Raw genomic sequence first — 23781 nt, 5'->3', positions numbered from 1 at the left:
CGGCACCGGTGAGAGATCACCGGTGCCGTTTTTGTTTAAGGTGACTCCCTACAGCGGCTCCACATCCACCGCCACCAGCACCCCGTGGCTGCCGCCGCCCAGAATGACGCCGCGCAGCGGGCTGACATCATCATAATCCCGGCCCCAGGCCAGGGTGACATGATCGGTATCGGCCTGCCGGCCATTGGTAGGGTCCAGATCGATCCAGCCGGTGCCTTCGCCGCACCAGACCTGCACCCAGGCGTGACTGGCATCGGCCCCGCGCAGCCGTTCCTGGCCCGGCGGGGGCAGGGTGCGCAGATAGCCTGAGACATAGCGCGCCGGCAGGCCCACCGCGCGCAGGGCCGCGATCATCAGGTGGGCGAAATCCTGGCAGACGCCGCGCTGCTTGGTCAGCACCTCGGCAATCGGGGTGCTGACGGTGGTGGCGGTGGGATCGAAGCTGAATTCGCTGAAAATATGCCGCATCAGCGCCATCGCCCCTGCCGCCGCCGGCCGGCCGGAGGGGAAGAAGGCGGTGGCGAAGGCGGTGATGGCGGCATCCGGCGGGGGGACGCGCTGGCTGGCCTGCACAAACTCCACCGTTTCCGCCCGCTCCAGCGCCTGTAAGGCCACCTGTTCCCAGCAGGCACTCTGCGCCGGGTTCAACGGCGGCGGCGGCAGCACCTGCATTTCCATTTCCACCGTCACCGTCAATTCCCGGTGCGGGGTCTGGATGCTGGCATAGGTGGTCGGGTTGCCGAACCAGTCCAGCCGGTCCACCAGGGAGGCGGGCCAGGGCAGGATGGTCATGTCCGTCACCCGCCCGGTCTGGCGCGGATGCGGGCGTGGGGCCAGATGCGCCAGCAGATGCGAGCTGGTCACCATCTCCCCATAGGAATAGCGGGTAACATGGCGGCAGCGGTAGCGCATGGCTCCCGCCGGCCGCTCCCCCTCAAGTGGTGCGGGCGAAGACATGGCTGAAATAGGCCTGGCTGAGCAGGTTGGAGATTTCCGGCAGAATGCGGCCCAGCCGCTCCGTCAGGTCGAAAAGCGCCCCGGCATCGCGGGCCGGCTGCGGGTCGCGCACCAGTTGCGTGGCGGTGGAAAGCAGGGACAGCGCCAAGTGGGTGGGGCTGACATTGCTGCCATCGCCTTCCACCTCTGGCAGTTTGGCCAATTGCCGCTCCACCGTCTGGATCTGGAAGGCCAGCGAACGCGGATGTTCCAGATCGGCCAGCAGCAGCGACAAGACCGCTTCCCGCCGGATACCGATCGGGTGGCGTTCCCGATAGGCGGCATTGGCGGCCCCCAGTTCCAACAGAACCGACAGGGCCGCCCCGATATCCACCGTGCCGGCGGCAACCCCGCTGCCCTGTAGGGCACCGACAATGCCGATGGCGCGTTCCAGCCGCCGCCCCAGCACCAGGAAGCGCCAGGCTGGCCCGCGCGACATGCCATCCAGTTCCAGCCCCACCAGGGCGGCCAGCAGGGGGGCAATCTCATCCAGCCGCAACTGCACCGCTGCCGGGTCGCTGCGCAAGGGCGTGCTGGCCCGTTGGTCCAGCACCACCAGCAGGCGGCTGACATCAGCCGGCAGCCGGTCCCGCACGCACAGCACCGACCGGCGCAGCCGGTCCATATGGGCGCGCAACCCGCCAGGATTGCCGGGATCGGCAATGATCTCCAACGACTGGCGCATGGCCCGCACCGCATCGGCGGCGGGCGAGGCGGCGATGACCGGCGGGATCATGCCCACCCAGCCCATCAGCCGCAGCAGCGGCACCAGTTCTTCATCTGCGCCCGGATGGGCATCGTCGGATAGGCGGCGGGCGGCGGCGCGCAGAATGCGCACGACATTATCCGCCCGCTCCGCATAGCGGCCCACCCAGAACAGATGGTCGGCGGCGCGGCTGGGCAGATCGCCGCCATGCGGGCCGGTATCGCCGGCCCCATCCGGGGCGGTGACGCGGCTGCGGCGCGGCTGTGTCGCCAGCCCGCTGCCCACCACCCAGACATCCTTGGCCCCCGCCCCCTGCTGCAGCGAGACGGTGGGGTATCGATCATCGGCGCTGATCCGGGCCAGCCCACCCGGCATCACCATCCAGTCACCATCCGGGGTGGCGCAGGCAAAGGCGCGCAGCACCAGCGGCCGCGCCTCCATCCGACCATCGCGCCAGACGGGGGCCGTGCTGGGGGCCACCGCCTCCTGCGCCACCCAATCCTGCGGGCGGCGGCGGATACGGTGGATCAGGTCGGCACGGGCCGCCGCATCCAGGCTGGCCGGATGGATGGGCGTATGGCCCAGATTGGAAAAGGCCGGGCGGAAGACCAGCTGATCCAGCCGACTGAACATGGCCGCCCGTTGCTGCAGGTCACCCCCCCACAGGGTGGGCACATCGGCCAGCAAGGGCGCTTCCCCCAGCAGATACTCGCTGAGTTTGCCCATCCAGGGCAGCAGGGCGACACTGTCCGTCACCCCGGCACCGACGGCATTGCAGACCGTTACGTTACCGGAACGAACCGCCTGCAAAAGGCCGGGCACACCCAGCGCACTGTCGGGCCGCAATTCCAGCGGGTCGCAGAAATCATCATCCACCCGGCGCAGGATGACGTCGATCCGTTCCAGCCCGCCCAAGGTTTTCAGGTAAACGCACTGGTCGCGGACCATCAGGTCCGCGCCTTCCACCAGCAGCAGGCCCAGATGTCGGGCCAGATAGGCATGTTCGAAATAGGCCTCGTTGAAGGGGCCGGGGGTCAGCAGCACCATGCGCGGACTGCCATCCGGCCCCGAGGAGCGCGGGGCCAGACTGGCCAGGGTCTGGCGCAACTGTTCGAAGAAGGGCGACAGGCGCTCAACATTGCAGTTGCGGAACGACTCAGCCAGCGTCTGGCTCAACACCACGCGGTTTTCCAGCGCATAGCCGGTGCCGGTGGGGTTTTGCGTGCGGCTGGCCAGCACCCGCCAGATGCCGCCGCTGTCGCGCACCAGATCGGCGGCAAACAGGGTCAACCGGGCGGCGGGTTGAACCTCCAGGCCATGGCAGGGCCGCAGAAAACCCGGATCGCCCATCACCAGCCCCGGCGGCAGCACGCCATCCCGGATCAGGTTCTGGGTGCCGTACAGGTCACAGAAAACCCGGTCCAGCAGCCGGGCGCGCTGGCGCAACCCGCTGCTGATCGCTTGCCATTCCGTGGCGGGCAGCAGCAGCGGGACCGGGTCCAGCGGCCAGGGCCGTTCCACCCCCTGCGGGTCGGCGTAGGCGTGATAGGTCACACCGTTCTGGAACAGCAGCCGGCGGGCGGCGTCCCAGCTTTCTTCCATCGCGCCGGCTTCCGCCTCCCCGCTGGAAAAAAACCCCTGCCAGTGCGGGCGCACGCGGCCTTTGCCTGTGACCATCTCGTCCCAGGCATCGGCAGGGCAGGGGGGAAGGGAAAGAGCGGGTTCAGCCAAGGCGCAGGTCGAGGGTCAAAGGGAATTCCAGATTCTTGATCTCCGCCGGGGGCGGCATCGGCCCAGGTGTATGCCCGAACGGGAAGAAACGCGCCAGCCTCCGTCCTTCCGCCTCGTTGGCGTTGACGGGGAAGGTGGTGAAGTTCCGCCCGCCCGGATGGGCGACGTGATAAGTACAGCCACCGATGGAACGGCCCGTCCAGCTATCCAGAATATCAAACACCAGCGGTGTGTGAACCGGGATGGTGGGATGCAGGCAGTTAGGCGGCTGCCAGGCGCGATAGCGCACGCCGGCCACCAGTTCCCCCTCCACCCCCGTGGGGGTCAGCGGCACCTTGCGACCGTTGCAGGCAATGATGAAACGGTCGTCGGTGGCGCCGGTCAGGCGCACCTGCACCCGTTCCAGCGAACTGTCGACAAAGCGCACCGTGCCGCCGCCGCCCGGTTCCTCCCCCAGCACATGCCAGGGTTCCAGCGCGCTGCGCAGCTCCAGCGTCACATCGCGCTGGGTTATCGTGCCCAGGGTGGGGAAGCGGAAATTCAGGTGCGGCTTGAACCAATCTTCCTGGAAGCCATAGCCGGCATGGCGCAGGTCGGCCACCACATCAGCGATATCCTGCGCCACGAAATGCGGCAGCATGAAACGTTCATGCAGCTTGGTGCCCCAGCGTACCAGCCGGGCGCGATAGGGTTGACGCCAGAACCAGGCGATCAGGCTGCGCAGCAGCAATTGCTGCAACAGGCTCATCTGCGCATGGGGTGGCATCTCAAAGCTGCGCAGTTCCAGCAGGCCCAGCCGGCCCGTGGAACTGTCCGGGCTGTAGAGCTTGTCGATGCAGAATTCGCTGCGATGGGTATTGCCCTGCACATCCACCAGCAGGTGCCGCAACGCCCGGTCCACCAGCCAGGGCGGGGCACCCGGCCCCGCCTCGTCCAGGATTTTGAAGGCGATTTCCAGTTCATACAGACTGTCATGCCGCGCCTCATCCACGCGCGGATGCTGGCTGGTCGGCCCGATGAACATGCCGGAGAACAGGAAGGACAGTGCCGGATGGTTCTGCCAATAGGTCAGGAGTGACCGCAGCACATCGGGCCGGCGCAGGAACGGGCTGTCCGCCGGGGTGGCCCCGCCGACCACGATATGGTTGCCGCCCCCGGTGCCGACATGCCGGCCGTCGAGTGCGAATTTCTCCGTCGCCAGCCGGCTCTGCCGCGCATCCTCGTACAGGTCCGTGGTGTTGCGGACCAGTTCTTCCCAGGTGGAAGCGGGATGGATATTCACCTCGATCACGCCGGGATCGGGGGTGACGGCGATGGAATTCAGGCGCGGGTCGCGCGGCGGCGAATAGCCTTCCAGCACCACCGGCATATCCACTTCCACACAGGTCGCCTCAATGGCGGCGATCAGTTCCAGCCAATCCTCCAGATGCGAGGTGGGGGGCAGGAAAATATAGAGCCTGCCATCGCGGGGCTCCACACACAGGGCGGTGCGCACGATCCACCAGGCGGATTGGCCGCGGTCCGGCACCTCCTCGCGCACGTCGGCCATCTGGCGGCGGCGTTCCACCGGCTCCGTCTGGCCCTTCAGTTCAGCGGCCTGCTGCGCCAGTTCCTGATAGGCGGGCAGGGGCTGGCGCGTATCGAACGGGTCTTGCTCGTAAGACCAGGGATATTCCTTCTCATCCACCCAGGGCAGGCTGCCCAGCGGCAGGCGATAGCCCACAGGGCTGTCACCGGGGGCCAGCAGCAGCCGATCGCTGCGCAGCGGCCAGCCGCTGGACAACCAGACCGGCCCCGTCGCCTCATGCCGCCGGTTCAGCGGCAGGGCAAAGCCGATCGGCTTATCCAGCCCGCGTTCGAAGACGCGGGCCAGCCTTGCCCGCTCCTCCTCATCTTCCAGCTTGGCGTCGAACGGATCGACATTGAGGGGGAGCTTGCGTTCCTTCTGGATATAGTACCAGGGGTCTTCAAAGGCGGCGCGGGCATATTCCGGCGGGATGCCCAGGCGAGTTGCCAGGGCGCGGATGTATCGCTCGGCATCCTCCTGGCCGAAACCGTAATCCTTGCGCTCATCCGCCTGATATTCATCATGTGCCCACAGGGCATCCCCGTCGCGGCGCCAAAGCAGTTGCAAGGCCCAGCGCGGCAGGCTTTCGCCGGGATACCATTTACCCTGGCCGAAATGCAGCAGGCCGCCGGGGGCGAAGCGGTTTTTCAGCCGGCGGATCAGGTCGCCGGACAAAAGCCGCTTGGTCGGCCCCATGGCGGCGGTGTTCCACTCGGCCCCGTCCATATCGTCAATGGAAATGAAGGTGGGCTCACCGCCCATGGTCAGGCGGATATCGCCTTCCTGGATTTCCCGGTCGACCTGATGGCCCAAGGCCTCAATCGCCGCCCATTGTTCGGGCCAATAGGGTTTGGTGGTGCGCGGCTGCTCGGCAATGCGGGTCACCGACATCGCATGGTCGAATTCCACCTCGCACATTTCCAGCGCCCCGGTCACCGGGGCGGCGCTGAACGGGTCAGGCGTGCAGGCGACCGGAATATGGCCTTCCCCGGCGAACAAGCCGGAAGTCGGGTCCAGCCCGATCCAGCCGGCGCCGGGCAGATACACCTCGCACCAGGCGTGCAGGTCGGTGAAATCGGCCAGTGGTCCTTCCGGCCCTTCCAGCGGCTTCTGATCAGCCACCAACTGGATCAGATAGCCGGAGACGAAGCGCGCCGCCAGCCCCAGATTGCGCAGCAACTGCACCATCAGCCAGGCGCTGTCGCGGCAGGAACCGGTGCGCTTTTCCAGCGTCTCCTCACAGCTCTGCACCCCCGGCTCCAGCCGGATGACATAACCGATGGCCTGTTGTAGCCGGATATTCACATCGGCCAGGAAATCGACCGTGCCCCGTTCCGTCCGGTCGATACCGGCCAGCAGTTCGACCAACAGGGGGCCGGGTGTCTCCGCCTCCAGGAACGGTTTCAGATCCTTGGCCAGGGCCGGTTCATAGGTGAAGGGAAATTTTTCCGCCGCCGGTTCCAGGAAAAAATCCAGGGGATTGATGGACGACATGTCGGCCACCAGATCCACCTCCAGCGCGAATTCGGTGGTCTTTTCAGGAAAGACGAAACGGGCCAGCCAGTTGCTCTGCGGATCCTGCTGCCAGTTGAGGAAATGCTGCTTTGGCGTGACCTTCAGCGAGTAGGAGAGAATCGGCGTCCGGCAATGCGGTGCCGGACGCAGCCGCACCACCTGTGGCCCCAGCATGATGGGGCGGTCATAGCGATAGACGGTCTTGTGATGCAACGCGACATGGATACCCATACGGCCCTGTCTCCCAGCCCATTTCAGCGGCGGCCCGTTGGTGGCCCCCGCAACCCCGGATAGACACGGTAACATCAAAAGAATGATGGGTTAAGCTGCGTCGCAGCATTATTGTCCAACAGACGGAATCACGACATTTTCTTTCCCGGCAGGGAGGGCGCGGGCGGCGCTGGGCGGGGTGCCGTGCAGCCGCCCCCAGGCACGGCGCAACTGCCGGGCCGATGCGAATCCCGCCCTTTCCGCCACGGTTTCCATATCCAGGCGGGAATTTTCCAGCAGCTGGCGGGCCAGTGCCACGCGCAGCCGGTTGATATAATCCGGCACCCCCATGCCGGCATGGTCATTGAACAGGCGCGACAGGTGACGCGCGCTGGCATGGGCGATAAGGGACAGATCACTCAGGGTCCAGTCCCGCGCCGGGTCGGCGGCAATGGCATCCTGTACGCGGTGAATGGAAGGGTGCAGATGGTTGCGCCCCTCCAGCCAGGGCGAAAGCTGCGGGTCCGCCCCGGCCCGGCGGAGATAGACGACCAGATGCCGGGCCACCGCGCTGGCCACCGCTGGCCCGGCTTGGCGGGCCAGCAGATGCAGCATCAGGTCGATGCCAGCGGTGACGCCGGCACTGGTCCAGACGGGGCCGGCTTCGACATAAAGCCGATTCTCCAGCACCCGTGCCGCCGGCGCCAGTCGTTGCAGCTTCTCGCAATCACCGTGATGGGTGGTGCAATCCCGCCCGTTCAGCAGCCCCGCCTGTCCCGCCAGTACCGCGCCGGAGCAGATGCAGACCAGCAGATGATCCGGTCCCACTGTCCGGCGCAACCAATCCACGATGGCCTGTTCGGCTGCCCTGTCCCGCGTCACATCCTGCCCCGGCAGGGGGCTGGCATTGCCGGAGACCAGGATAACAGTTCCCGGCGCTACCCTGTCGGGCAGGGGGGCGATCCCGGCCAGTTCCAGGCCAACGGAGCTGATCACCCGTTCATCCGGGCCGGCATAGCGCGGGGCATAGGCGACCCGGCTGCCTTGTGTCAGCCCGCTGCGGCGCAGCACTTCCAGCGGGCCGGCAATATCCAGCAGCAGCGCGCGGGGCGGCACCACCACCAGAACCGGTATGCTTGTCTGATCCGCCATCATCACAGGGCCGCCAGGGCCTCCTCCACCGTGGTGATGCGGGCGAAGCGTTTCGCCAGCACCAGCTCCGTGCGCTGGGCGATTTCCGCCGGCGACCAGAGCCGACCTTCGTTGTCTTCCATGGGAAAAGTTAAGGTGGCCTCCGTCACATAATCCACCGTATAGCCCAGGTCGCTGGCATGGCGGGTGGTGGTTTCGCAGCATTGTTCGGTGCGGATGCCGCTGACGATCAACCGGCGGATGCCGTTACGGGTCAGCCAGACATCCAGGCCCGTGCCGACCAGGGCGCTGTGGCGGCTTTTGTCAAACCGCGCATCAGCCGCCACCGCCAGCGGTTCCAGCGTGCGCACATGGCCCGATGCGGGGGAGAAGGGGCCTTCAGCCTCGGTATGGAAAATCTGCACCACCTTGGCGCCAGCCTTTTTTGCCCCGTCATGCAGCCGCTGGATGCGGCTGCTGAAACGATCCAGATCGATCATGCCCCAATAGGGCCGGTGGCGAAAACTTTCCTGCACATCGATAACCAGCAGGGCGGTTTCAGGGGCGGACATTTTCGGCACTCCATCTTGGTTGATGGCGGGCAGGTTATCGGCTCTATCCCGGCCGGGAAAGGCATGGGCCGGACGGGATGCGGACATAAAACGCCAAATAGATGGCGGTTACTGATCCTTGGTGCCGAAAAGACTGTATCTGTGCAGCCCCATTCTCACAGGCTTTTTCAGCAAAACCGTGGAAACGGTTGAAAGCGCTTGTTAACCACCGCATGATTAGGATCAGGTGGAAGCAGCGCTTTCATCGGAGAACCGGTGGGGGCTGGTTTGCTGGAACCAGATGGGCGGAACATGGCGTTGAAGGCGCGTTCATAAATGACGGCCATGGAAACCGATGGCGGCGGATCGACCGAACATGAACAGCAACGCAAGAAGCTGAGCGGCAAGAAGATCGTTCTGTTCATTGTGCTGCCGCTGCTGCTGATTGTCGGCGGCGGTGCCGCCGCTTTCTTCACCGGGATGCTGGACGGGCTTCTGGGCAAGAAGCACGAAGGCGAGGGGGAGCACGCGGAGGAACAGCACGAGCCGGAGCTGCCAGCCTATCACGGCCCACCGCTTTATGTCCCCGTACCGGACATGCTGGTTAATCTGAATACCGGCGAACGCCGGGCCACCTTGTTGAAGCTGGGTATTTCGGTGGAAGTGGCGCGCCCGGAGGATCAGGCTGTTGTCACCACGGCCTTGCCCCGCATCACCGATGGGTTCCAGGTCTATCTGCGGGAATTGCGGATGGATGACCTGCGCGGTTCGGCCGGCATGTATCGGCTGCGGGAAGAATTGCTGCTGCGGGTCAATATGGCGGTGGCCCCGGTGAAGGTGAAGGACGTGTTGATCAGTGAATTCCTGGTTCAGCAATGATGGAAGGGATGGGAAACCATGGCCGGTCCTGAAGAGCTGAGCGAAGAAGAACGGATGGCCGCCGAATGGGCGGCCATGGCCGATGAAGGGGCTGGCGACGCCTTTGGTGAAATGGGCGGTGGCGGGGGCGGTGGCGCCACCCGCGTTCTGAACCAGGACGAAATCGACAGCCTGCTGGGCTTTGACAAGGACGGTTCCGGCGACGGCGACAATACCGGCGTCATGGCGCTGGTGAATTCGGCGCTGGTCAATTACGAACGTCTGCCCATGCTGGAGGTGGTCTTTGACCGCCTTGTCCGCATGATGTCGACATCCTTGCGTAACTTCACGTCCGATAACGTGGAGGTCTCGCTGGACCAGATCAGTTCCGTGCGTTTCGGTGATTATCTCAACTCCATCCCGCTGCCGGCCATGCTGGCCGTGTTCAAGGCGGAGGAATGGGACAATTACGGGCTGATGGTGATCGATTCCGCCCTGATCTATTCCATCGTGGACGTGCTGCTGGGGGGCCGCCGGGGTACGGCGGCCATGCGTATTGAAGGCCGCCCCTACACCACCATCGAACGCAATCTGGTGGAGCGGATGGTGCATGTGGTGCTGTCCGACCTGTCGGCCGCCTTCGATCCGCTGTCGCCCGTCACCTTCCGCTTCGACCGGCTGGAAACCAACCCCCGTTTCGCCACCATCGCCCGCCAGGCCAATGCCGCCGTGCTGGTGAAGCTGCGCATTGATATGGAAGATCGCGGCGGCCGTCTGGAGCTGCTGATTCCCTATGCCACGCTGGAGCCGGTGCGTGAATTGCTGCTCCAGATGTTCATGGGTGAGAAATTTGGCCGTGATAGCATCTGGGAAACCCACCTGGCCTCGGAGCTTTGGCAGACCGATGTTCACCTGTCCGCTGTTCTGGATGAAATCGTGCTGCCCTTGAGCGAGGTGCTGGCCTGGCGTGTCGGCAGCCGCGTTCTGTTGAACGTGGCCCCGGACGAAACGATCGAGCTGCGCTGCGGTGATGTGCCGATGTTCCTCGGCCGCATGGGCCGCAAGGGTGGCAATATCGCCGTGCGGATCGACCGTGAGGCCCCGAAACCGGAGTCACAGCCATGATCCCCGGCCTGTTGTCCCTGCTGCTGGATGTCGCCGTCATCGGCCTGCTGGTGGCCACCATCATTTATGCCGTGCGGCTGAACAAACAGCTTTCCGCCGTCAAGGAAAGCCGGGCGGAGCTGGAGGAACTGGTGAGGGGCTTTGCCGAAGCCACTGCCCAGGCCGACAGTTCGGTCAAGGGGATGCGCAAGGCCGCGTCGGAGTCGGGGGAGGCCCTGTCGGCCATGATCACCCGCGCCCGCAGCCTGAAGGAAGAGATGGAACTGATCGTGCAGGCCGCCGACGGGCTGGCCAACCGGTTGGAACAGGGGTCCGGCCGGGCGCGTCAGGCCGCCCAGCAGCAATCGCCCCCGCCGCCGTTGACGGCGGCACCGCCCCAGGCTTCCCGTTCCGCCGCGGCGCCGCAGGCCCTGCCAGCACCGTCCCGCCCGGCCTCCCCGCCGCCCGCCGCTTCGTCTGGCGGGCCTGAACCGCGCTCCCGGGCGGAGAAGGAATTGTTGCAGGCGCTGGAGAATCTGCGGTCATGAGCGTTCCCCCGGACAAGCTGGCCGCCGCTGCTGTCAAAAGCCCCGCCGCCCCCCGGGCGGCGGCAGCGCGCGCGCCGGCCAAGGCAGCCCCCGGAAAACGCCCGGTTGCGGCCAAGCCGAAGGTGAAGGCGCGGCGCCGGCCCCTGCTGCGGCCCGGCCTGCTGCCCGCCACCATCCTGGCTGCAGGTCTGTTGATCGGGGTGAAGGTGGGTGACGTCTGGATGGCGGTCACCACCGGTGCCGCCTTCAACCCCGTGCCGCCTTCGGTGGCAGAGGAACAGGCCCCCCAGGGCCTGCCGGAAAAGCCGGATGCGGCCAAGCTGGCCGTGCCGCCGGCGACCCAGGTGGCCGCCGCCCAGGCCCCGGCGCAGGAACCGGCAGCGCCCAAGCATGAGCCGGCCCAGGCACCCAGCCCCCCGGCCACGCCCGCGCCCGCGGTGCAGCAAGGCGATGAGCATGGTGCCGCCCCCTCCGGCGCGCCGGGACAGAGCTTCACGCCCAAGGAGGTGGAAATTCTCCAGCGCCTGCAGGAACGGCGGGAGCAGTTGGACCAGCGCGGGCGCGAACTGGACCAGCGGGAGGCCATGCTGGTGGCCGCCGAATCCCGCTTTGACCAGAAGATCGCCGAGCTGCAGAAGCTGAAACAGGAAATCCAGGGCCTGCTGACCACGGTGAATTCTGAACAGCAGGCACAGTTGGACAGTCTGGTGAAGATTTACGAGACGATGAAGCCGGTCGATGCGGCGAAAATCTTCAACAGCCTGGAAAACAAGGTTTTGCTGAATGTCATCAGCCGCATGAAGGAGGCCAAGGCCGCCCCGGTGCTGGCGGCGATGGATTCAGCACGTGCGCAAGAGGTTACAATCCTGTTGGCGGAGCGGAAGAGACTGCCAACCGTGCCCGAATGATTGTATGTAAGCGGCGGAACCGTCTCCGCCGGCGGGGTTTGGCCCTCTCGGTGGGGCTGTTGCCCTGTCGCGTTATTCCCTCCGTTGAACCTGATGCTTGCCGAAGGTGTCCAGATGCTCCGCACTGCCGTTGATCCCGCCCTGAAGGAACGTCTGGACCTGGCTCGCCAGGAGGCGCGGCTACCTTTGTCCCGCGACGAGGTGGCGGGCATCGTCGCCTCCGTGCTGAATTCCATGGGTGGGGAGATTTCCCAGCACGATCTGCGTATTTATTCCGAGCTGGAGGGGCTGGCCCGCTTCATCCACAATGCGAAGAAGGAAATCGCCGCCATCCAGCCGGCTGACATCCATTCAGAGCATATTCCCCTGGCGACGGATGAGCTGGATGCCGTGGTGGGCGCCACGGAAGATGCCACCAACCGCATCATGGATGCCTGCGACCAGATGATGGCGCTGGCTGGCGATGTGCCGAGTGCGGTGTCTTCCAAGCTGATGGACATCACCACCGGCATCTATGAGGCCTGCAACTTCCAGGATATTACGGGTCAGCGAATCACCAAGGTGGTGCGCGCCCTGAAACATATCGAACAGAAGGTGGAGGCGCTGCTGGTCGCCATGGGCGAACAGGTGGAACGCCGCCACCCGGTAACGCCGGATGCGCCGGCGGTGGCCCTGGTCGTTCCCGATTCCGACCTGCTGCATGGTCCCTCCATGCCGGGTTCCGGGATCGACCAAGCCTTTATCGATTCGCTTTTCGACTGACCCTTCCCGCCAGAGGATGAATGTCCCAGGATCGCCCCCCGTATCAGCCCTTCTTCTGGCCATCCCCGGCATCCACCGCCGGTGGGGATGGGCAGGGGGGCGGGGCCCTGACGGTCTATCTGGGCGTTTTCATCCTGTTGTTGGGATTTTTCATCCTGTTGAACGCCATTTCGCATTTCCATGATCAGAAGGTCGGCGCGGTGCTGCGCAGCGTCGACCAAGCCTTCGCCATGCCCCGCCTGCTGTCCGGCGACAGCGGGGAGCGAGTGCATGACCGGGCCATGGGTGGTGATGCGTTGCAGGCGATTTCCAGCCTGGGCGATCTGGTGCGCAGCGAGGTAGCGCTGGCCAGGGTGGAGACCAGTGCCGATGGTCTGGCCCTGACGGCCACCATGCCGGCCGACGCGCTGTTCAGGCCCGGCGGCGGGGTGCGCACCGACCGGCTGGCGCTGCTGGACCGGCTGGCTGGGGTTCTCGTCCCGCGTCCCGGTGGGGTGCAGGTGGCGGGGGAGATGCTGATGGGCATCAAGGGGCAGCGGGAAACCGCCCCCGCCGTGGCGCGCATGGGCGCGCTGGCCCGGGCGCTGGTGGCCAATGGTACCCCGGCGGCGGCCTTGTCCATCGGACTTGAGCCGGATGACCCGGCCGGGCAGCTGCGCCTTGTCTTCCGCTTGCCACCACCCCCTGCCATGGCGGGTGACGGGGGTGGGCGATGAAGGCCGGCCTGCCGCTGCTGAAACTGTTTCCCGCCCCGCAAACGGCCTCGGGTAAGGCTTGGCTGGTCACTTTCACCGATCTGGTCTGCCTGCTGCTGACCTTCTTCGTCATGCTCTATTCGATGTCGGAGCCGGACCCTGCGCGTTACCAACGCGCCCTCGGCGTTGTTCCCGGTCAGGGGCGCGGTGGTGTCGGTGCGCCGCCCCCGTCGGCCACCTTCACGGCGGAAAGCCTGAACCGGGAGAAGGCGGCAGATCTGGGTTATCTACGGCGGGTGTTTGAAAATCTGCTGCCCGGCAACACGGCCCTGGCCGATCTGCGGATGGAACGCCGGCCGGAAGGGCTGGCGCTGACGCTGCCGGCGGACCTGCTGTTTGCACCGGGGGACGCGCAATTATCTGAAAATGGCCGTGCGGCCCTGTTCGTCATGGCCGGGGTGGTGGATAATCTGGGCAATGCGCTGGATGTGGCCGGCCATGCCGATGCCACCCCCGCCGGCAGCCATTGGCCCTCCAACTGGGAATTATCGCTGGCCCGCGCCCAGGCCGTGGCGGCAGCCCTGCATCAGGCCGGTTATCTGCGCCCCATCACCATGCGCGGCCATGGTGATGGCAGGGTGGGGGAGGTGGCCGGGCCAGCTGAAGGCAATGCCCAGGCCCGCCGGGTTGAACTGGTGATCCGTGACCATGGGGGCCCCCGCTGATGCGCCGGCCTTGCCTTCCCCTGATTGTCACCATGACGGCGGTGCTGGCGCTGCTCTCCGGTGTGGCCAGCGCCCAACCGGGCAAGCCAACGGCGGCAACGGCTGCTGCGGCCAAGGTGGGGGTGCGCAGTGGGGTGCATCCAACCTATACGCGGCTGGTTTTCGATTGGACCAGCAACACCGCCTATACTGCCGAACAATCCGGGCAGGATGTCACCGTGCGTTTTCCGGTGACGGCAGAGGTCAATCTGGCACCTGTGCTGCGGGCCAGGCCGACAAGGGTTGAAGGGCTGACACAGGCGGTGGAGGGTGGCGCGCTGCTGGTGCGTTTCCGTATCCCGGCCGGGGCCGGCATCAAGGATATGCGAGCCGGCACCCGCGTGGTGATCGATATTCTGGACAAGGCACCCGCCGCCCCTGCCAAGCCAGCGCCAGCAGCAGAATCCACGCCGGCGGCGACCAAACCGGCCCCCGCCCCGGAAAAGGCGGAGAGCAAGGAGAAGCCACCGGCGACAACGACGGCGAAGGCTGAAATCCAAGAAAAGCCGCCCGCCCCCGTTGATCCAAGACGGGCCAAGGAAGGCGCGCCGCTGTTCGAGTTGCGTGGCCGTCCGGCCCCGGCCGAGGGGGAGGCCGCCGCCAAGGGGCAACCCACGCCCCTGACACCCGCGCCGGCCGCTGGACAGCCGGCACCGGGCGACGGTTCCATGCCGCCCGCGCCTGCCGCCAGCCCCGCCCCGGTGCCGGCGGTGGAACAGGCTGCCCTGGCACCGGCACCGTTGGTTGACAGTGTCAGTATCCCGTTTGATCCCAAGCTGGGGACGGCGGCGGCGGTGTTTGAGCGGGCGGGATATCTGTATGTGCTGTTCGACCGGCCGGTGCCGCCAGAGACCGCGCCGGCCCCCGGCAGCGTCCCCGGCCTGAATACGGCGGTGGAGCCGGTGACGGTGCCGGATGCAGCCGGCTTCCGCCTGCCCATGCCGGCCCTGATGCAGGCCCGCGTCCAGCGCGATGGCACGATCTGGCGCATCGGGCTGAACCGGGCCACCGACCTGCCGCCCAATGACCCGGCGACGGTGCTGACCGCCACGCCAGACCCGCAATTCGCCTTAGGGGCGCGTCTGGTGGTGGCCGCCCCGGATGTGGCCAAGGTGTTGAGCTTCAAGGATCCGGTGGTGGGCGACACGCTGTTCGTGACGCCACTTTCCACCCCCGGCCCGCATCTGCCCACCGCCCAGCGTTTCGCCCAGGCCCAATTGCTGCCCAGCCTCCAGGGGCTGGTGGTGCGCCCGCTGGATGACCGGCTGGTGGTGCAGCCGGTGCGCGAGGGGGTGGAAATCTCCGTGCCCGGCGGGCTCAGCCTGTCGCCGGCGGCCGATCTGGCCTCTGTCGCCCCCCCGCCGGTGCCGAAGCAGGAAAAGGAAAAGCTTTTCGATTTCAAACGCTGGGGGCAAGTCCCGGCTGAGCGCTATCTCGCCGCCAGGCAGGAGCGCTGGCAGCATCTGGTGGAATTGCCAGACGCGGAGCGCAATCGCGGCCGGCTCGACCTTGCCCGCTTCTACATTGCCAATGGCCTGTCCTATGAGGCGGGCGGCATGTTGACACGGGTGCAGGAGGTGCAGCCCGATGTGGATCGCCGGCCGGAATTTCTGGCTGTGCGGGGCATCGCCCGGGTGTTGAACGGCAATCTGGATGGTGCGCTGGCCGACCTGTCCAATCCGGGATTGGCGGGGGAGAAGGATGCCGATCTCTGGCGGGCGGCAGCCCTGGCCGGCAAGCAGGATTATGCCGGCGCGCACGCCCTGTTCCAGGCCCGCAAGGACCAGCTGGCGGCCTATCCCGATCCGTTTTTTGTCGGCCTGTCACTGGGGGCGGCCGATGCTGCCCTGCATCAGGGGCAGCCGGAAGCGGCGGCCTTGATCCTGGACAAGGTGGTCAAGCGCGGCGGGGAGGGCGGCCAGCAGGGTCCGGGGGTGGAATTCTATCGCGGTCTCGCCTTCCGCGCCCTGGGCGACAAGGAAAAGGCGCTGGGCCTGTTTGAAACAGCGATGAACAGCCGCGACCGGCTCTATGCCATGCGCGGCAAGAAGGAATGGATCGATACTGCCCTGGACCTGGGCAAGATTGACGCCAAGGAAGCCGCCAAACGGATGGAGGAAATGCGCTTTGCCTGGATAGGTGACGCGCTGGAACTGGCCAATCTCCGCCGTCTGGGAGAGATTCATGCCCTGGCAGGTAATTATCCCCAGGCGTTCGAAACCATGCGCCGCACCATCTCCCTGTTCCCGGATACGCCGGACGCCAAGGAGATTGCCGCCGACATGACCCGCACCTTCACGGATATTTTCGCCAAGGACGGGGCGGCCAAGATGCCACCGCTGGAGGCGCTGGGCCTTTATGAACAATACCGTGAACTGACCCCGCCGGGGGCAGAGGGCGACCTGATCATCCGCAAGCTGGCCGAACGGCTGGTGGAGATCGATTTGTTGGACCGGGCGGCCGAACTGCTGGACCATCAGGTGCAATACCGGCTGACCGGCGTGGAAAAGGCCCAGGTCGGCACAAGGCTGGCCGGCATCCGCCTGCTGGATGGTAAGCCGACGGATGCGGTGGCCGCCTTGGATGCCAGCCAGGTGGAGGGCATTCCCCCCGAACTGGCCGAGGAGCGCCGGCTGCTGCGGGCCCGCGCCCTGTCGCAATCGGGCAAGGGGCTGGATGCCATCCAGCTGTTGACCGGGGATCAATCTGGCAATGCCAATCTGTTGCGGGTGGATATCGCCATGCGTGACAAGCAATGGCCGCAGGCCGCCCAGGCGCTGGGCGATGTGATCGGCCCGCCGCCCGCGGCGGGTGCGGCGCTGGATGCCAAGACATCGGGCCTGGTGGTGCAGCGCGCTGTGGCCCTGTCGCTGGCGCAGGATAATGCCGGGCTGGAAGCGCTGCGCCGCGATTTCGGCCCGCTGATGGAAAAGACCAAGGATGCCACAGCGTTCCGCGTGCTGACCCGGCCGGAGGAAGCGGCGGGTCTGGCCGATGCCGCGACCATCCGGTCGCGTATCACGGAAATCGACCTGTTCCGCAGCTTCCTGGATAATTACCGGGCCAAATCCGCCGACAAGCCGGCCGCCGCCGCCACCCCGCCAGCCCAGTCGGCGCAGAATCCGTCATAACCTTCCCTTACGTCGCGGCAAGGTCTATGTAGAAGGGAACGGAACGGGACCAGGGGTGCAGCAAGATCGTGGCCGCAGGATTGTTCGATGCCGCCGCACCAAGGCCCCTGGCCGACCGGTTGCGGCCCCAGAAACTGGCCGACGTGGTGGGCCAGGACCATCTGCTGCGCGAGGGTGCGCCGATCGGCCGGATGATCGGCGCGCGGCGGCTTTCCTCCATGATCCTCTGGGGGCCGCCCGGTTGTGGCAAGACCACGCTGGCCCGGCTGCTGGCCCAGACCACCGACCTGCACTTTGAGCCCCTGTCGGCCATTTTCTCCGGCGTGGCGGACTTGCGCAAAATCTTCGAGGCGGCGCGCGCGCGGCGGATGGGCGGGCAGGGCACCCTGCTGTTCATCGATGAAATCCACCGCTTCAACCGCTCACAGCAGGATGGTTTCCTGCCCTATGTGGAAGATGGCACCGTCACCCTGGTGGGGGCGACGACGGAGAATCCATCCTTTGAACTGAACGCCGCACTGCTGTCGCGCGCCCAGGTCTTTGTCCTGAACCGGCTGGATGACGCGGCGCTGGAGCAGCTGCTGCAACGGGCGGAGGCGGAAGAGGGCCGGCCCCTGCCGGTGGATGGCGATGCGCGCAATGCGGTGAAGGCGCTGGCCGATGGCGATGGCCGTTACTGCCTGAACCTGTGCGAGGAGCTGTTTGCCCTGCCGGCGGGCACGCTGCTGGATACCAATGGGCTGGCCAGTGCCGTGCAGCGGCGGATGCCGCTCTATGACAAGGCGCAGGAAGGCCATTATAATCTGATTTCCGCCCTGCATAAATCGTTGCGCGGCTCCGACACCGATGCAGCGCTTTATTGGTACGCGCGCATGTTGGCCGGTGGGGAAGACCCGCGCTATATCGCCCGCCGCCTGACCCGCTTTGCGGTGGAGGATATCGGCATGGCCGACCCGGCTGCATTGACCCAGGCCACGGCCGCCTGGGAGGCCTATGAACGGTTGGGCAGCCCGGAGGGGGAGTTGGCCATTGCCCAACTGGTGATCTATCTGGGCACGGCGCCGAAATCCAACGCCGCCTATACGGCCTATAAGGAGGCGGTGCGTGCCGCCAAGGAGACGGGCAGCCTGTCGCCGCCCAAACATATCCTGAATGCGCCCACCAAGCTGATGAAGCAGTTAGGCTACGGCAAGGGCTATAATTACGACCATGACACGCCGGAAGGCTTCAGCGGGCAGAATTACTTCCCCGACGAGATGCCCCGCCGGGAATTTTACCGCCCCGTCGAACGCGGCTTTGAACGCGACGTGCGCAAGCGGCTGGATTACTGGGCCCGGCTGCGGGCGGAGAAAGGCTCTGGTTCGTAAGGCTATTCTATTATATAGATGTGAATCTCATTAATTGGGATTTATAGCCCTAACGCTATGGATTCCCGTTCATCAGGGATCATTCGCTGATGGGATTCGCTTTGAACCGCCGCGCCTTTCTGCACCTTGCCTTGTCCACCGGTATCATTGCCGCTGCGCCCGTCGATGCAGCCGCGCCGTCCCCGGCCTATCGGCCCGGTGCGTTGTTGTACAGTGATGACTTTACCCAGGGGCTTGGCCAATGGCAGGTGGAGATGCACCGGCCGGGCCGGGTGGCGGCACAAGACGGGGTGATGGAAATTGATGTGCCGGCCGGCACCTCTGTCTGGTTCCGGCACCCGCTTTCCGGGCCGGTGCTGATTGAGTATGAGGCGCAGGCGGTGTCCGAAGGGGGGCCGAATGATCGGGTCAGTGACCTGAATGCCTTCTGGATGGCGACCGATCCCGCCGCCCCCGGCGGCGATGTGCTGGCGCGGATCCGCAGCGGCAAGTTTGAGGATTATGATACGCTGAAAACCTATTATGTCGGCCAGGGCGGCAACTGGAACAAGACCACCCGATTCCGCCGCTATATCGGTCGGCAGGATGACCGGCCGCTCTTGCCGGAAAATGACCGGCAGGATGCGGCTGACATGCTGGTGCCCAACCGCTGGCAGAAAATCACCCTGCTGGCCGCCGGCCCCACCATCCGTTATTTCCGTGATGGGGTGCTGCTGTTCGATTATCACGACCCCGAACCCTATATGCGCGGCCATTTCGCCATCCGCACTACGCAGAGCCATCTGCGCATCCGTGGCTTTCGCATCTATCAGGCTGTTGCGGGGTAAACCCGCCGGATGGCAAATCGTTAATGCAGATACCAACCCGGCGTGAACAGGGCTTGTCCTGATGGGGTCGGATAACCAAACTGGGTGACTACGTTGCCGGAGTTACCCACCTTGGTTCCCGCCCTGTCCGACCGCATCCGTCCCATCGTTGACTGGCTGTTGCTGGAAGGCAACCGCTTGACCGATATGGACGCGCTGTTCGCGGAGCTGATTGACCGGGTGGCCGCCGCCGGCCTGCCCATCGGTCGTGTCTCCTTGAATCTGGAGCTGCTGCATCCCGAGGTGGTGGGGGAGGGGCGGGTCTGGCTCTGCGGTCAGGCCACCCAGGCCCACCGGGTCCACCGCGTCGATACCGACCTGTCGGAATATCTCAGCAGCCCGGTCTATCAGGTGGACCAGACCAATCAGCCCTATCGTGTGCGGCTGGCGACGGAACAGACGGAAATGTCCTTGCTGCGCCGTCTGCAGGCCGATGGTTTCACCGATTATTACATCATCCCCATGCAGGTGCAGGATCGGCACCGCACGGCGGCCATGTCCTTTGCCGCCAAGCGCGTGCCGGCTTTCAGTGACGATGATATCCGCGATCTGGAACATATTGTTGCCGCCGTCTCCCCGGTGCTGGAAGCCCGCGTGGTGCGGTCCATCGCCTGCGATCTGCTGACCACATATCTGGGCCAGGGCGCGGGGGAGCGGGTCTATGCCGGGCAGATCCAGCGCGGTGATGCAGAGAGCATCTTTGCCGCCGTGCTGTTCTGTGACCTGCGCAACTTCACCCGCTACACGACCGAACATCTCAGCCATGAGGTGGTGGCCCGCCTGAACCACTGGTTCGAACTGGCGGTGGATGCGGTGGAGGCGCATGGCGGGGAGGTGCTGAAATTCATCGGCGACGGGATGCTGGCCATCTTCCCTGCCGACATGCTGAACCCGCGCGAAGCCTGTGGCCATGCACTGGCCGCCGCCGCCACGCTGGAAGCCGCCGTCGCCCGCTGGAATGAGGCACCGCCGGCTGGCCAGATTCCGTTGGAATATGGTCTGTCGCTGCATCTGGGCCATGTTGCCTTCGGCAATATCGGTGGCCGGCGGCGGCTGGATTTCACGGTCGTAGGCCCGGCGGTGAATATGGCCAGCCGTCTGCTGGATGCCGCCAAGGGGCTGGATTGCCCGCTGGTGGTGTCCACCGCCTTTGCCGGCTGTTCGGGCCGCGCCATGCGCTCCCTGGGGGTCCATGCCCTGCGTGGCATTGACCAGTCAGAGGAAATTTTCACACCGCATTGAGGGAAATCGCTGCCCGTGCTATCGCTGCGGCCCGATTTCCCGCCTGCCAAAGCAGTTCTCCCCATGAAGATCGCCGTCCGTTTCGCGCCCAGCCCCACCGGCTTCCTGCATATCGGCAATGTCCGCACCGCCATCGTGAACTGGCTGTTCGCGGCGCGGCAAGGCGGCAGCTTCATGTTCCGTCTGGATGATACGGACGAGGAACGCTCCACCCAGGAATATGCCGATGCCATCGCGCAGGATCTGACCTGGCTGGGCCTGACCTGGGACCGTTATGCCCGCGAAAGCGACCGCTATCCCCGCTATGGGGAGGTGGCGGAAAAGCTGAAGGCCGCCGGCCGGCTTTATCCCTGCTATGAAACGCCGGAGGAGCTGGGCCTGAAGCGCAAATCGCTGCTGGCCCGCCACCTGCCGCCGATCTATGACCGCGCGGCCCTGCGGCTCAGCGATGAGGATCGCGCCCGGCTGGAGGCAGAGGGCCGCCGCCCGCATTGGCGTTTCAAGCTGCTGCATGAGGATATCGTCTGGGACGATCTGGTGCAGGGGCACAAGCATTTCAAAGGGGCCGACCTGTCCGACCCGGTGCTGATCCGCGAGGATGGCCGCCCGCTTTATACGCTCACCTCCGTCGTCGATGATGTGGATTTCGCCATCAGCCATATTGTGCGCGGCGAGGATCATGTGACCAACACGGCGGTGCAGGTGCAGTTGTTTCAGGCCATTATCGGGCTGGAAGGGCAGGGGGAGGTGCCGACCTTCGCCCATCTGCCGCTGATCGCTGGGGCTGAGGGCGAAGGTTTGTCCAAGCGCCTGGGCTCCCTCTCCGTCCGCTCCATGCGGCTGGAAGAGGGGGTGGAGGCGCTGGCGCTGACGTCATATCTCGCGCGGCTGGGTACGGCGGATGCGATTGCGGCGGCCGGATCGCTGGCCGAACTGGCGGAAGGGTTCGACTTCGCCAAGTTCGGGCGCGGCACGCCGAAATTCGATCCGGATGAGTTGATGCGCCTGAATGCCCAGGTGCTGCATCAGGCCCCGTTTGCCGCCATGGCCGAGCGGCTGGCGGCTTTGGGGTTGGACGGGGTGGATGAGGCCTTCTGGCTGGCCGTGCGGCCCAACCTGTCCAAGCTGGCCGATGCCATGGAATGGTGGGCCGTGACCCATGCGCCGGTCACGCCGCTGGTGGATGATGCCGCTTTCCTGGCCACCGCCGCCGGGCTGCTGCCCGATGGGGTGTGGGATGAGACGACCTGGGGGGCCTGGACCAAGGCGGTGGGGGCGGCCACAGGGGCCAAGGGCAAGGCCCTGTTCCTGCCGCTCCGCCGCGCGCTGACGGCGCGTGACCATGGGCCGGAACTGAAGACCCTGCTGCCGTTGATCGGCCGTGAGCGCGCCCTGGCGCGGCTGGCCGGGCGGGTGGCGTGATGGTTGGCCAATCCACCAATGCTGCCTTCCCCGCGAAAGCGGGGATCCAGGGGGCAGAGGCCCGACCGTTTGGTGCAAGCGGCCCCTGGACCCCCGCTTTCGCGGGGGAGGCAAACAGGGTGAGGGGTGAGCGTAAAGCAGATTTCCGATGTCAGCAGGGCGTTGTCGCCCCGTCTCCTCTCGCCTGATATTCAAGACCAAGTTTCCGAAAGCAGACCCATGGCCCTGTCGCTCTACAACACACTCCTGCGCGCCAAGGAAGCGTTCCATCCCATCGATGCGAACAATGTGAAGCTGTATGTCTGCGGCCCCACGGTCTATGACTATGCCCATATCGGCAATGCCCGTACCTTCAGTGCCTTTGACCTGCTGGCCCGGCTGCTGAAGCAGCTTTATCCGCAGGTGACCTACGCCCGGAATATCACCGATGTGGATGACAAGATCATCGACCGGTCGAACCAGTCCGGCGAGCCGATTGACAGTGTGACCGCCCGCACCACGGCGCAGTTTCATGCCGATATGGATGATTTGGGACTGTTGCGCCCCGACATCGAACCGCGCGCCACTCGCCATATCGGCGATATGGTGGCGATGATCGAACGGCTGGTGGAGAAGGGTTTCGCCTATGCGGCGGAAGGCCATGTGCTGTTCCATGTGCCTGCCATGGCCGATTACGGCCAGCTTTCCCGCCGCAGCCAGGAAGATCTGATCGCTGGCGCCCGGGTGGAGGTGGCCCCCTATAAGAAGTCACCCGCCGATTTCGTGCTGTGGAAGCCGGCCAAGGCGGGCGAGCCGGGCTGGGACAGCCCGTGGGGCAAGGGGCGTCCTGGCTGGCATATTGAATGCTCCGCCATGACGGCGGCGCATCTGGGGCAGGTGTTTGATATTCATGGCGGCGGGTTGGATTTGATTTTCCCCCACCATGAAAATGAAATCGCGCAGAGCCGTTGCGCCCATGGCACCCAGGTCATGGCCAATGTCTGGATGCATTCAGGCTTCCTGACCATCGCCGGCGACAAGATGTCCAAATCCTTGGGCAACTTCTACACCGTGCGGGAATTGCTGGACGAATTTCCGGGGGAGGCGTTGCGGCTGGCCATCCTGTCGGCGCATTACCGCCAGCCGCTGGACTTCACGAAGGAGAAGGTGGCCCAGGCGCGGGCGACGCTGGACCGCTGGTATGGCGTGTTGCGCGCGGCGGGTGACTTGCCGGCCGCGGCGGTTCCGGGCGACCTGCTGGCGGCCCTGACGGACGACCTGAACACGCCGCTGGCCATCAGCGCCCTGCATGAACTGGCCAATGCCTATCACCGGGAAAGCGATCCGGCGGCCAAGCAGGCGGCAGCCGCCGGCCTGAAGGCGGGCGCGCAACTGATGGGCTTCCTGGGCCAGCCGGCGGAAAGCTGGTTCAAGTGGCAGCCCGCCGGGGCGGTGGCCTTGGACGAGGCGGCAATCGAGCAGGCCATTGCCGACCGTCTGGCCGCCCGCAAGGCCAAGAACTTTGCGGAGGCAGACCGCATCCGCAAAGACTTGGCCGATCAGGGCATCATCCTGGAGGACGGCCCGCAGGGGACGAGCTGGAAGCGGGGGTGAGGGAAGGGGGCGGCGCCATTGCCGCTTTCTCCACCGTCACCCCGGCGAAGGCCGGGGTCCAGGGGCCACAAGCGCTTCGCTCTACGAACTGGACCCCGGCCTTCGCCGGGGTGA

18 protein-coding genes are annotated in these 23781 nt (G+C 65.6%); 13 read left to right on the top strand and 5 right to left on the bottom strand.

Translation table 11 applies throughout. From position 1 onward, the window contains the following. Positions 1–48: 48 nt before the first annotated feature. The 5 genes from GE253_RS09740 to GE253_RS09720 form a co-directional block, all read right to left on the bottom strand. On the bottom strand, positions 49–912 hold the full coding sequence (locus tag GE253_RS09740; RefSeq protein WP_153203902.1) for a transglutaminase family protein: 864 nt from the start codon (positions 910–912) through the stop codon (positions 49–51). 22 nt (positions 913–934) lie between these two features. Continuing rightward, positions 935–3379 (bottom strand): circularly permuted type 2 ATP-grasp protein, encoded by a 2445-nt coding sequence (locus GE253_RS09735; RefSeq protein ID WP_153203901.1) that lies wholly within the window; start codon positions 3377–3379, stop codon positions 935–937. Positions 3380–3425: 46 nt separating this feature from the next. Beyond that, on the bottom strand, positions 3426–6746 hold the full coding sequence (locus GE253_RS09730) for a transglutaminase family protein (RefSeq protein ID WP_153203900.1): 3321 nt from the start codon (positions 6744–6746) through the stop codon (positions 3426–3428). A 108-nt stretch (positions 6747–6854) separates the two neighbouring features. After that, a complete protein-coding gene (locus tag GE253_RS09725) occupies positions 6855–7880 on the bottom strand; it encodes a helix-turn-helix domain-containing protein (protein ID WP_153203899.1) in 1026 nt (341 codons plus the stop codon). Then, positions 7880–8428 (bottom strand): isochorismatase family protein, encoded by a 549-nt coding sequence (locus GE253_RS09720; protein WP_153203898.1) that lies wholly within the window; start codon positions 8426–8428, stop codon positions 7880–7882. The genes GE253_RS09725 and GE253_RS09720 overlap by 1 nt, the downstream gene beginning before the upstream one ends. A 315-nt stretch (positions 8429–8743) precedes the next feature. Here GE253_RS09720 and GE253_RS09715 point away from each other — a divergent pair, with 315 nt between their 5' ends. The 13 genes from GE253_RS09715 to cysS all read left to right on the top strand — a co-directional run bounded on the left by GE253_RS09715 (position 8744) and on the right by cysS (position 23667). Continuing rightward, positions 8744–9286, top strand: coding sequence for a flagellar basal body-associated FliL family protein (locus GE253_RS09715; RefSeq protein WP_153203897.1), 543 nt, complete (start codon positions 8744–8746; stop codon positions 9284–9286). Between the two features lie 18 nt (positions 9287–9304). Continuing rightward, complete coding sequence (fliM, locus tag GE253_RS09710) at positions 9305–10390, top strand: flagellar motor switch protein FliM (RefSeq protein ID WP_089287953.1); 1086 nt, start codon at positions 9305–9307, stop codon at positions 10388–10390. Then, positions 10387–10917, top strand: coding sequence for a DUF6468 domain-containing protein (locus GE253_RS09705; protein WP_153203896.1), 531 nt, complete (start codon positions 10387–10389; stop codon positions 10915–10917). The genes fliM and GE253_RS09705 overlap by 4 nt, the downstream gene beginning before the upstream one ends. Further along, the gene (locus tag GE253_RS09700; RefSeq protein WP_153203895.1) at positions 10914–11825 is read left to right on the top strand and encodes a hypothetical protein; all 912 of its coding nucleotides are present in this window, start codon (positions 10914–10916) and stop codon (positions 11823–11825) included. The genes GE253_RS09705 and GE253_RS09700 overlap by 4 nt, the downstream gene beginning before the upstream one ends. A 114-nt stretch (positions 11826–11939) precedes the next feature. Continuing rightward, positions 11940–12587 (top strand): chemotaxis protein CheZ, encoded by a 648-nt coding sequence (locus GE253_RS09695; RefSeq protein ID WP_153203894.1) that lies wholly within the window; start codon positions 11940–11942, stop codon positions 12585–12587. A 20-nt stretch (positions 12588–12607) separates the two neighbouring features. Continuing rightward, positions 12608–13303: a hypothetical protein gene (locus tag GE253_RS09690; RefSeq protein WP_153203893.1), complete on the top strand. Its 696-nt coding sequence runs from the start codon at positions 12608–12610 to the stop codon at positions 13301–13303. Further along, positions 13300–14007 carry a flagellar motor protein MotB gene (locus GE253_RS09685; RefSeq protein WP_153203892.1) on the top strand — a complete coding sequence of 236 codons (708 nt, stop codon included), beginning with the start codon at positions 13300–13302 and terminating at the stop codon, positions 14005–14007. Before GE253_RS09690 ends, GE253_RS09685 begins: the two co-directional genes overlap by 4 nt. Then, complete coding sequence (locus GE253_RS09680; protein ID WP_153203891.1) at positions 14007–17177, top strand: tetratricopeptide repeat protein; 3171 nt, start codon at positions 14007–14009, stop codon at positions 17175–17177. Before GE253_RS09685 ends, GE253_RS09680 begins: the two co-directional genes overlap by 1 nt. Positions 17178–17245: 68 nt before the next feature. Continuing rightward, complete coding sequence (locus GE253_RS09675; protein ID WP_348770813.1) at positions 17246–18544, top strand: replication-associated recombination protein A; 1299 nt, start codon at positions 17246–17248, stop codon at positions 18542–18544. 89 nt (positions 18545–18633) lie between these two features. After that, positions 18634–19371, top strand: a complete 738-nt coding sequence (locus GE253_RS09670) for a DUF6250 domain-containing protein (RefSeq protein WP_153203890.1) — start codon at positions 18634–18636, stop codon at positions 19369–19371. Positions 19372–19455: 84 nt separating this feature from the next. Further along, the gene (locus GE253_RS09665) at positions 19456–20652 is read left to right on the top strand and encodes an adenylate/guanylate cyclase domain-containing protein (protein WP_153203889.1); all 1197 of its coding nucleotides are present in this window, start codon (positions 19456–19458) and stop codon (positions 20650–20652) included. Positions 20653–20715: 63 nt separating this feature from the next. Beyond that, positions 20716–22074 carry a glutamate--tRNA ligase gene (gene gltX, locus GE253_RS09660; protein ID WP_153203888.1) on the top strand — a complete coding sequence of 453 codons (1359 nt, stop codon included), beginning with the start codon at positions 20716–20718 and terminating at the stop codon, positions 22072–22074. 219 nt (positions 22075–22293) lie between these two features. Beyond that, positions 22294–23667, top strand: coding sequence for a cysteine--tRNA ligase (cysS, locus tag GE253_RS09655; protein WP_153203887.1), 1374 nt, complete (start codon positions 22294–22296; stop codon positions 23665–23667). The last annotated feature ends 114 nt before the right edge of the window (positions 23668–23781 follow it).

Origin of the sequence: Niveispirillum sp. SYP-B3756, from assembly GCF_009495745.1 — a bacterium.
Taxonomy (GTDB): domain Bacteria; phylum Pseudomonadota; class Alphaproteobacteria; order Azospirillales; family Azospirillaceae; genus Niveispirillum.
The sequence above is the reverse complement of the archived record's forward strand: the minus strand, read 5'-3'. Positions and strand labels throughout refer to the sequence as shown.

Coding starts and splice junctions, on each gene's coding strand:
- GE253_RS09690 (WP_153203893.1), top strand. CDS start 12,608: ATGTCCCAGGATCGCCCCCCGTATCAGCCCTTCTTCTGGCCATCCCCG.
- GE253_RS09715 (WP_153203897.1), top strand. CDS start 8,744: ATGACGGCCATGGAAACCGATGGCGGCGGATCGACCGAACATGAACAG.
- gltX (WP_153203888.1), top strand. CDS start 20,716: ATGAAGATCGCCGTCCGTTTCGCGCCCAGCCCCACCGGCTTCCTGCAT.
- GE253_RS09680 (WP_153203891.1), top strand. CDS start 14,007: ATGCGCCGGCCTTGCCTTCCCCTGATTGTCACCATGACGGCGGTGCTG.
- GE253_RS09700 (WP_153203895.1), top strand. CDS start 10,914: ATGAGCGTTCCCCCGGACAAGCTGGCCGCCGCTGCTGTCAAAAGCCCC.
- fliM (WP_089287953.1), top strand. CDS start 9,305: ATGGCCGGTCCTGAAGAGCTGAGCGAAGAAGAACGGATGGCCGCCGAA.
- GE253_RS09735 (WP_153203901.1), bottom strand. CDS start 3,379: ATGGTCACAGGCAAAGGCCGCGTGCGCCCGCACTGGCAGGGGTTTTTT.
- GE253_RS09670 (WP_153203890.1), top strand. CDS start 18,634: ATGGGATTCGCTTTGAACCGCCGCGCCTTTCTGCACCTTGCCTTGTCC.
- GE253_RS09740 (WP_153203902.1), bottom strand. CDS start 912: ATGCGCTACCGCTGCCGCCATGTTACCCGCTATTCCTATGGGGAGATG.
- GE253_RS09685 (WP_153203892.1), top strand. CDS start 13,300: ATGAAGGCCGGCCTGCCGCTGCTGAAACTGTTTCCCGCCCCGCAAACG.
- GE253_RS09695 (WP_153203894.1), top strand. CDS start 11,940: ATGCTCCGCACTGCCGTTGATCCCGCCCTGAAGGAACGTCTGGACCTG.
- GE253_RS09730 (WP_153203900.1), bottom strand. CDS start 6,746: ATGGGTATCCATGTCGCGTTGCATCACAAGACCGTCTATCGCTATGAC.
- GE253_RS09705 (WP_153203896.1), top strand. CDS start 10,387: ATGATCCCCGGCCTGTTGTCCCTGCTGCTGGATGTCGCCGTCATCGGC.
- GE253_RS09720 (WP_153203898.1), bottom strand. CDS start 8,428: ATGTCCGCCCCTGAAACCGCCCTGCTGGTTATCGATGTGCAGGAAAGT.
- cysS (WP_153203887.1), top strand. CDS start 22,294: ATGGCCCTGTCGCTCTACAACACACTCCTGCGCGCCAAGGAAGCGTTC.
- GE253_RS09725 (WP_153203899.1), bottom strand. CDS start 7,880: ATGATGGCGGATCAGACAAGCATACCGGTTCTGGTGGTGGTGCCGCCC.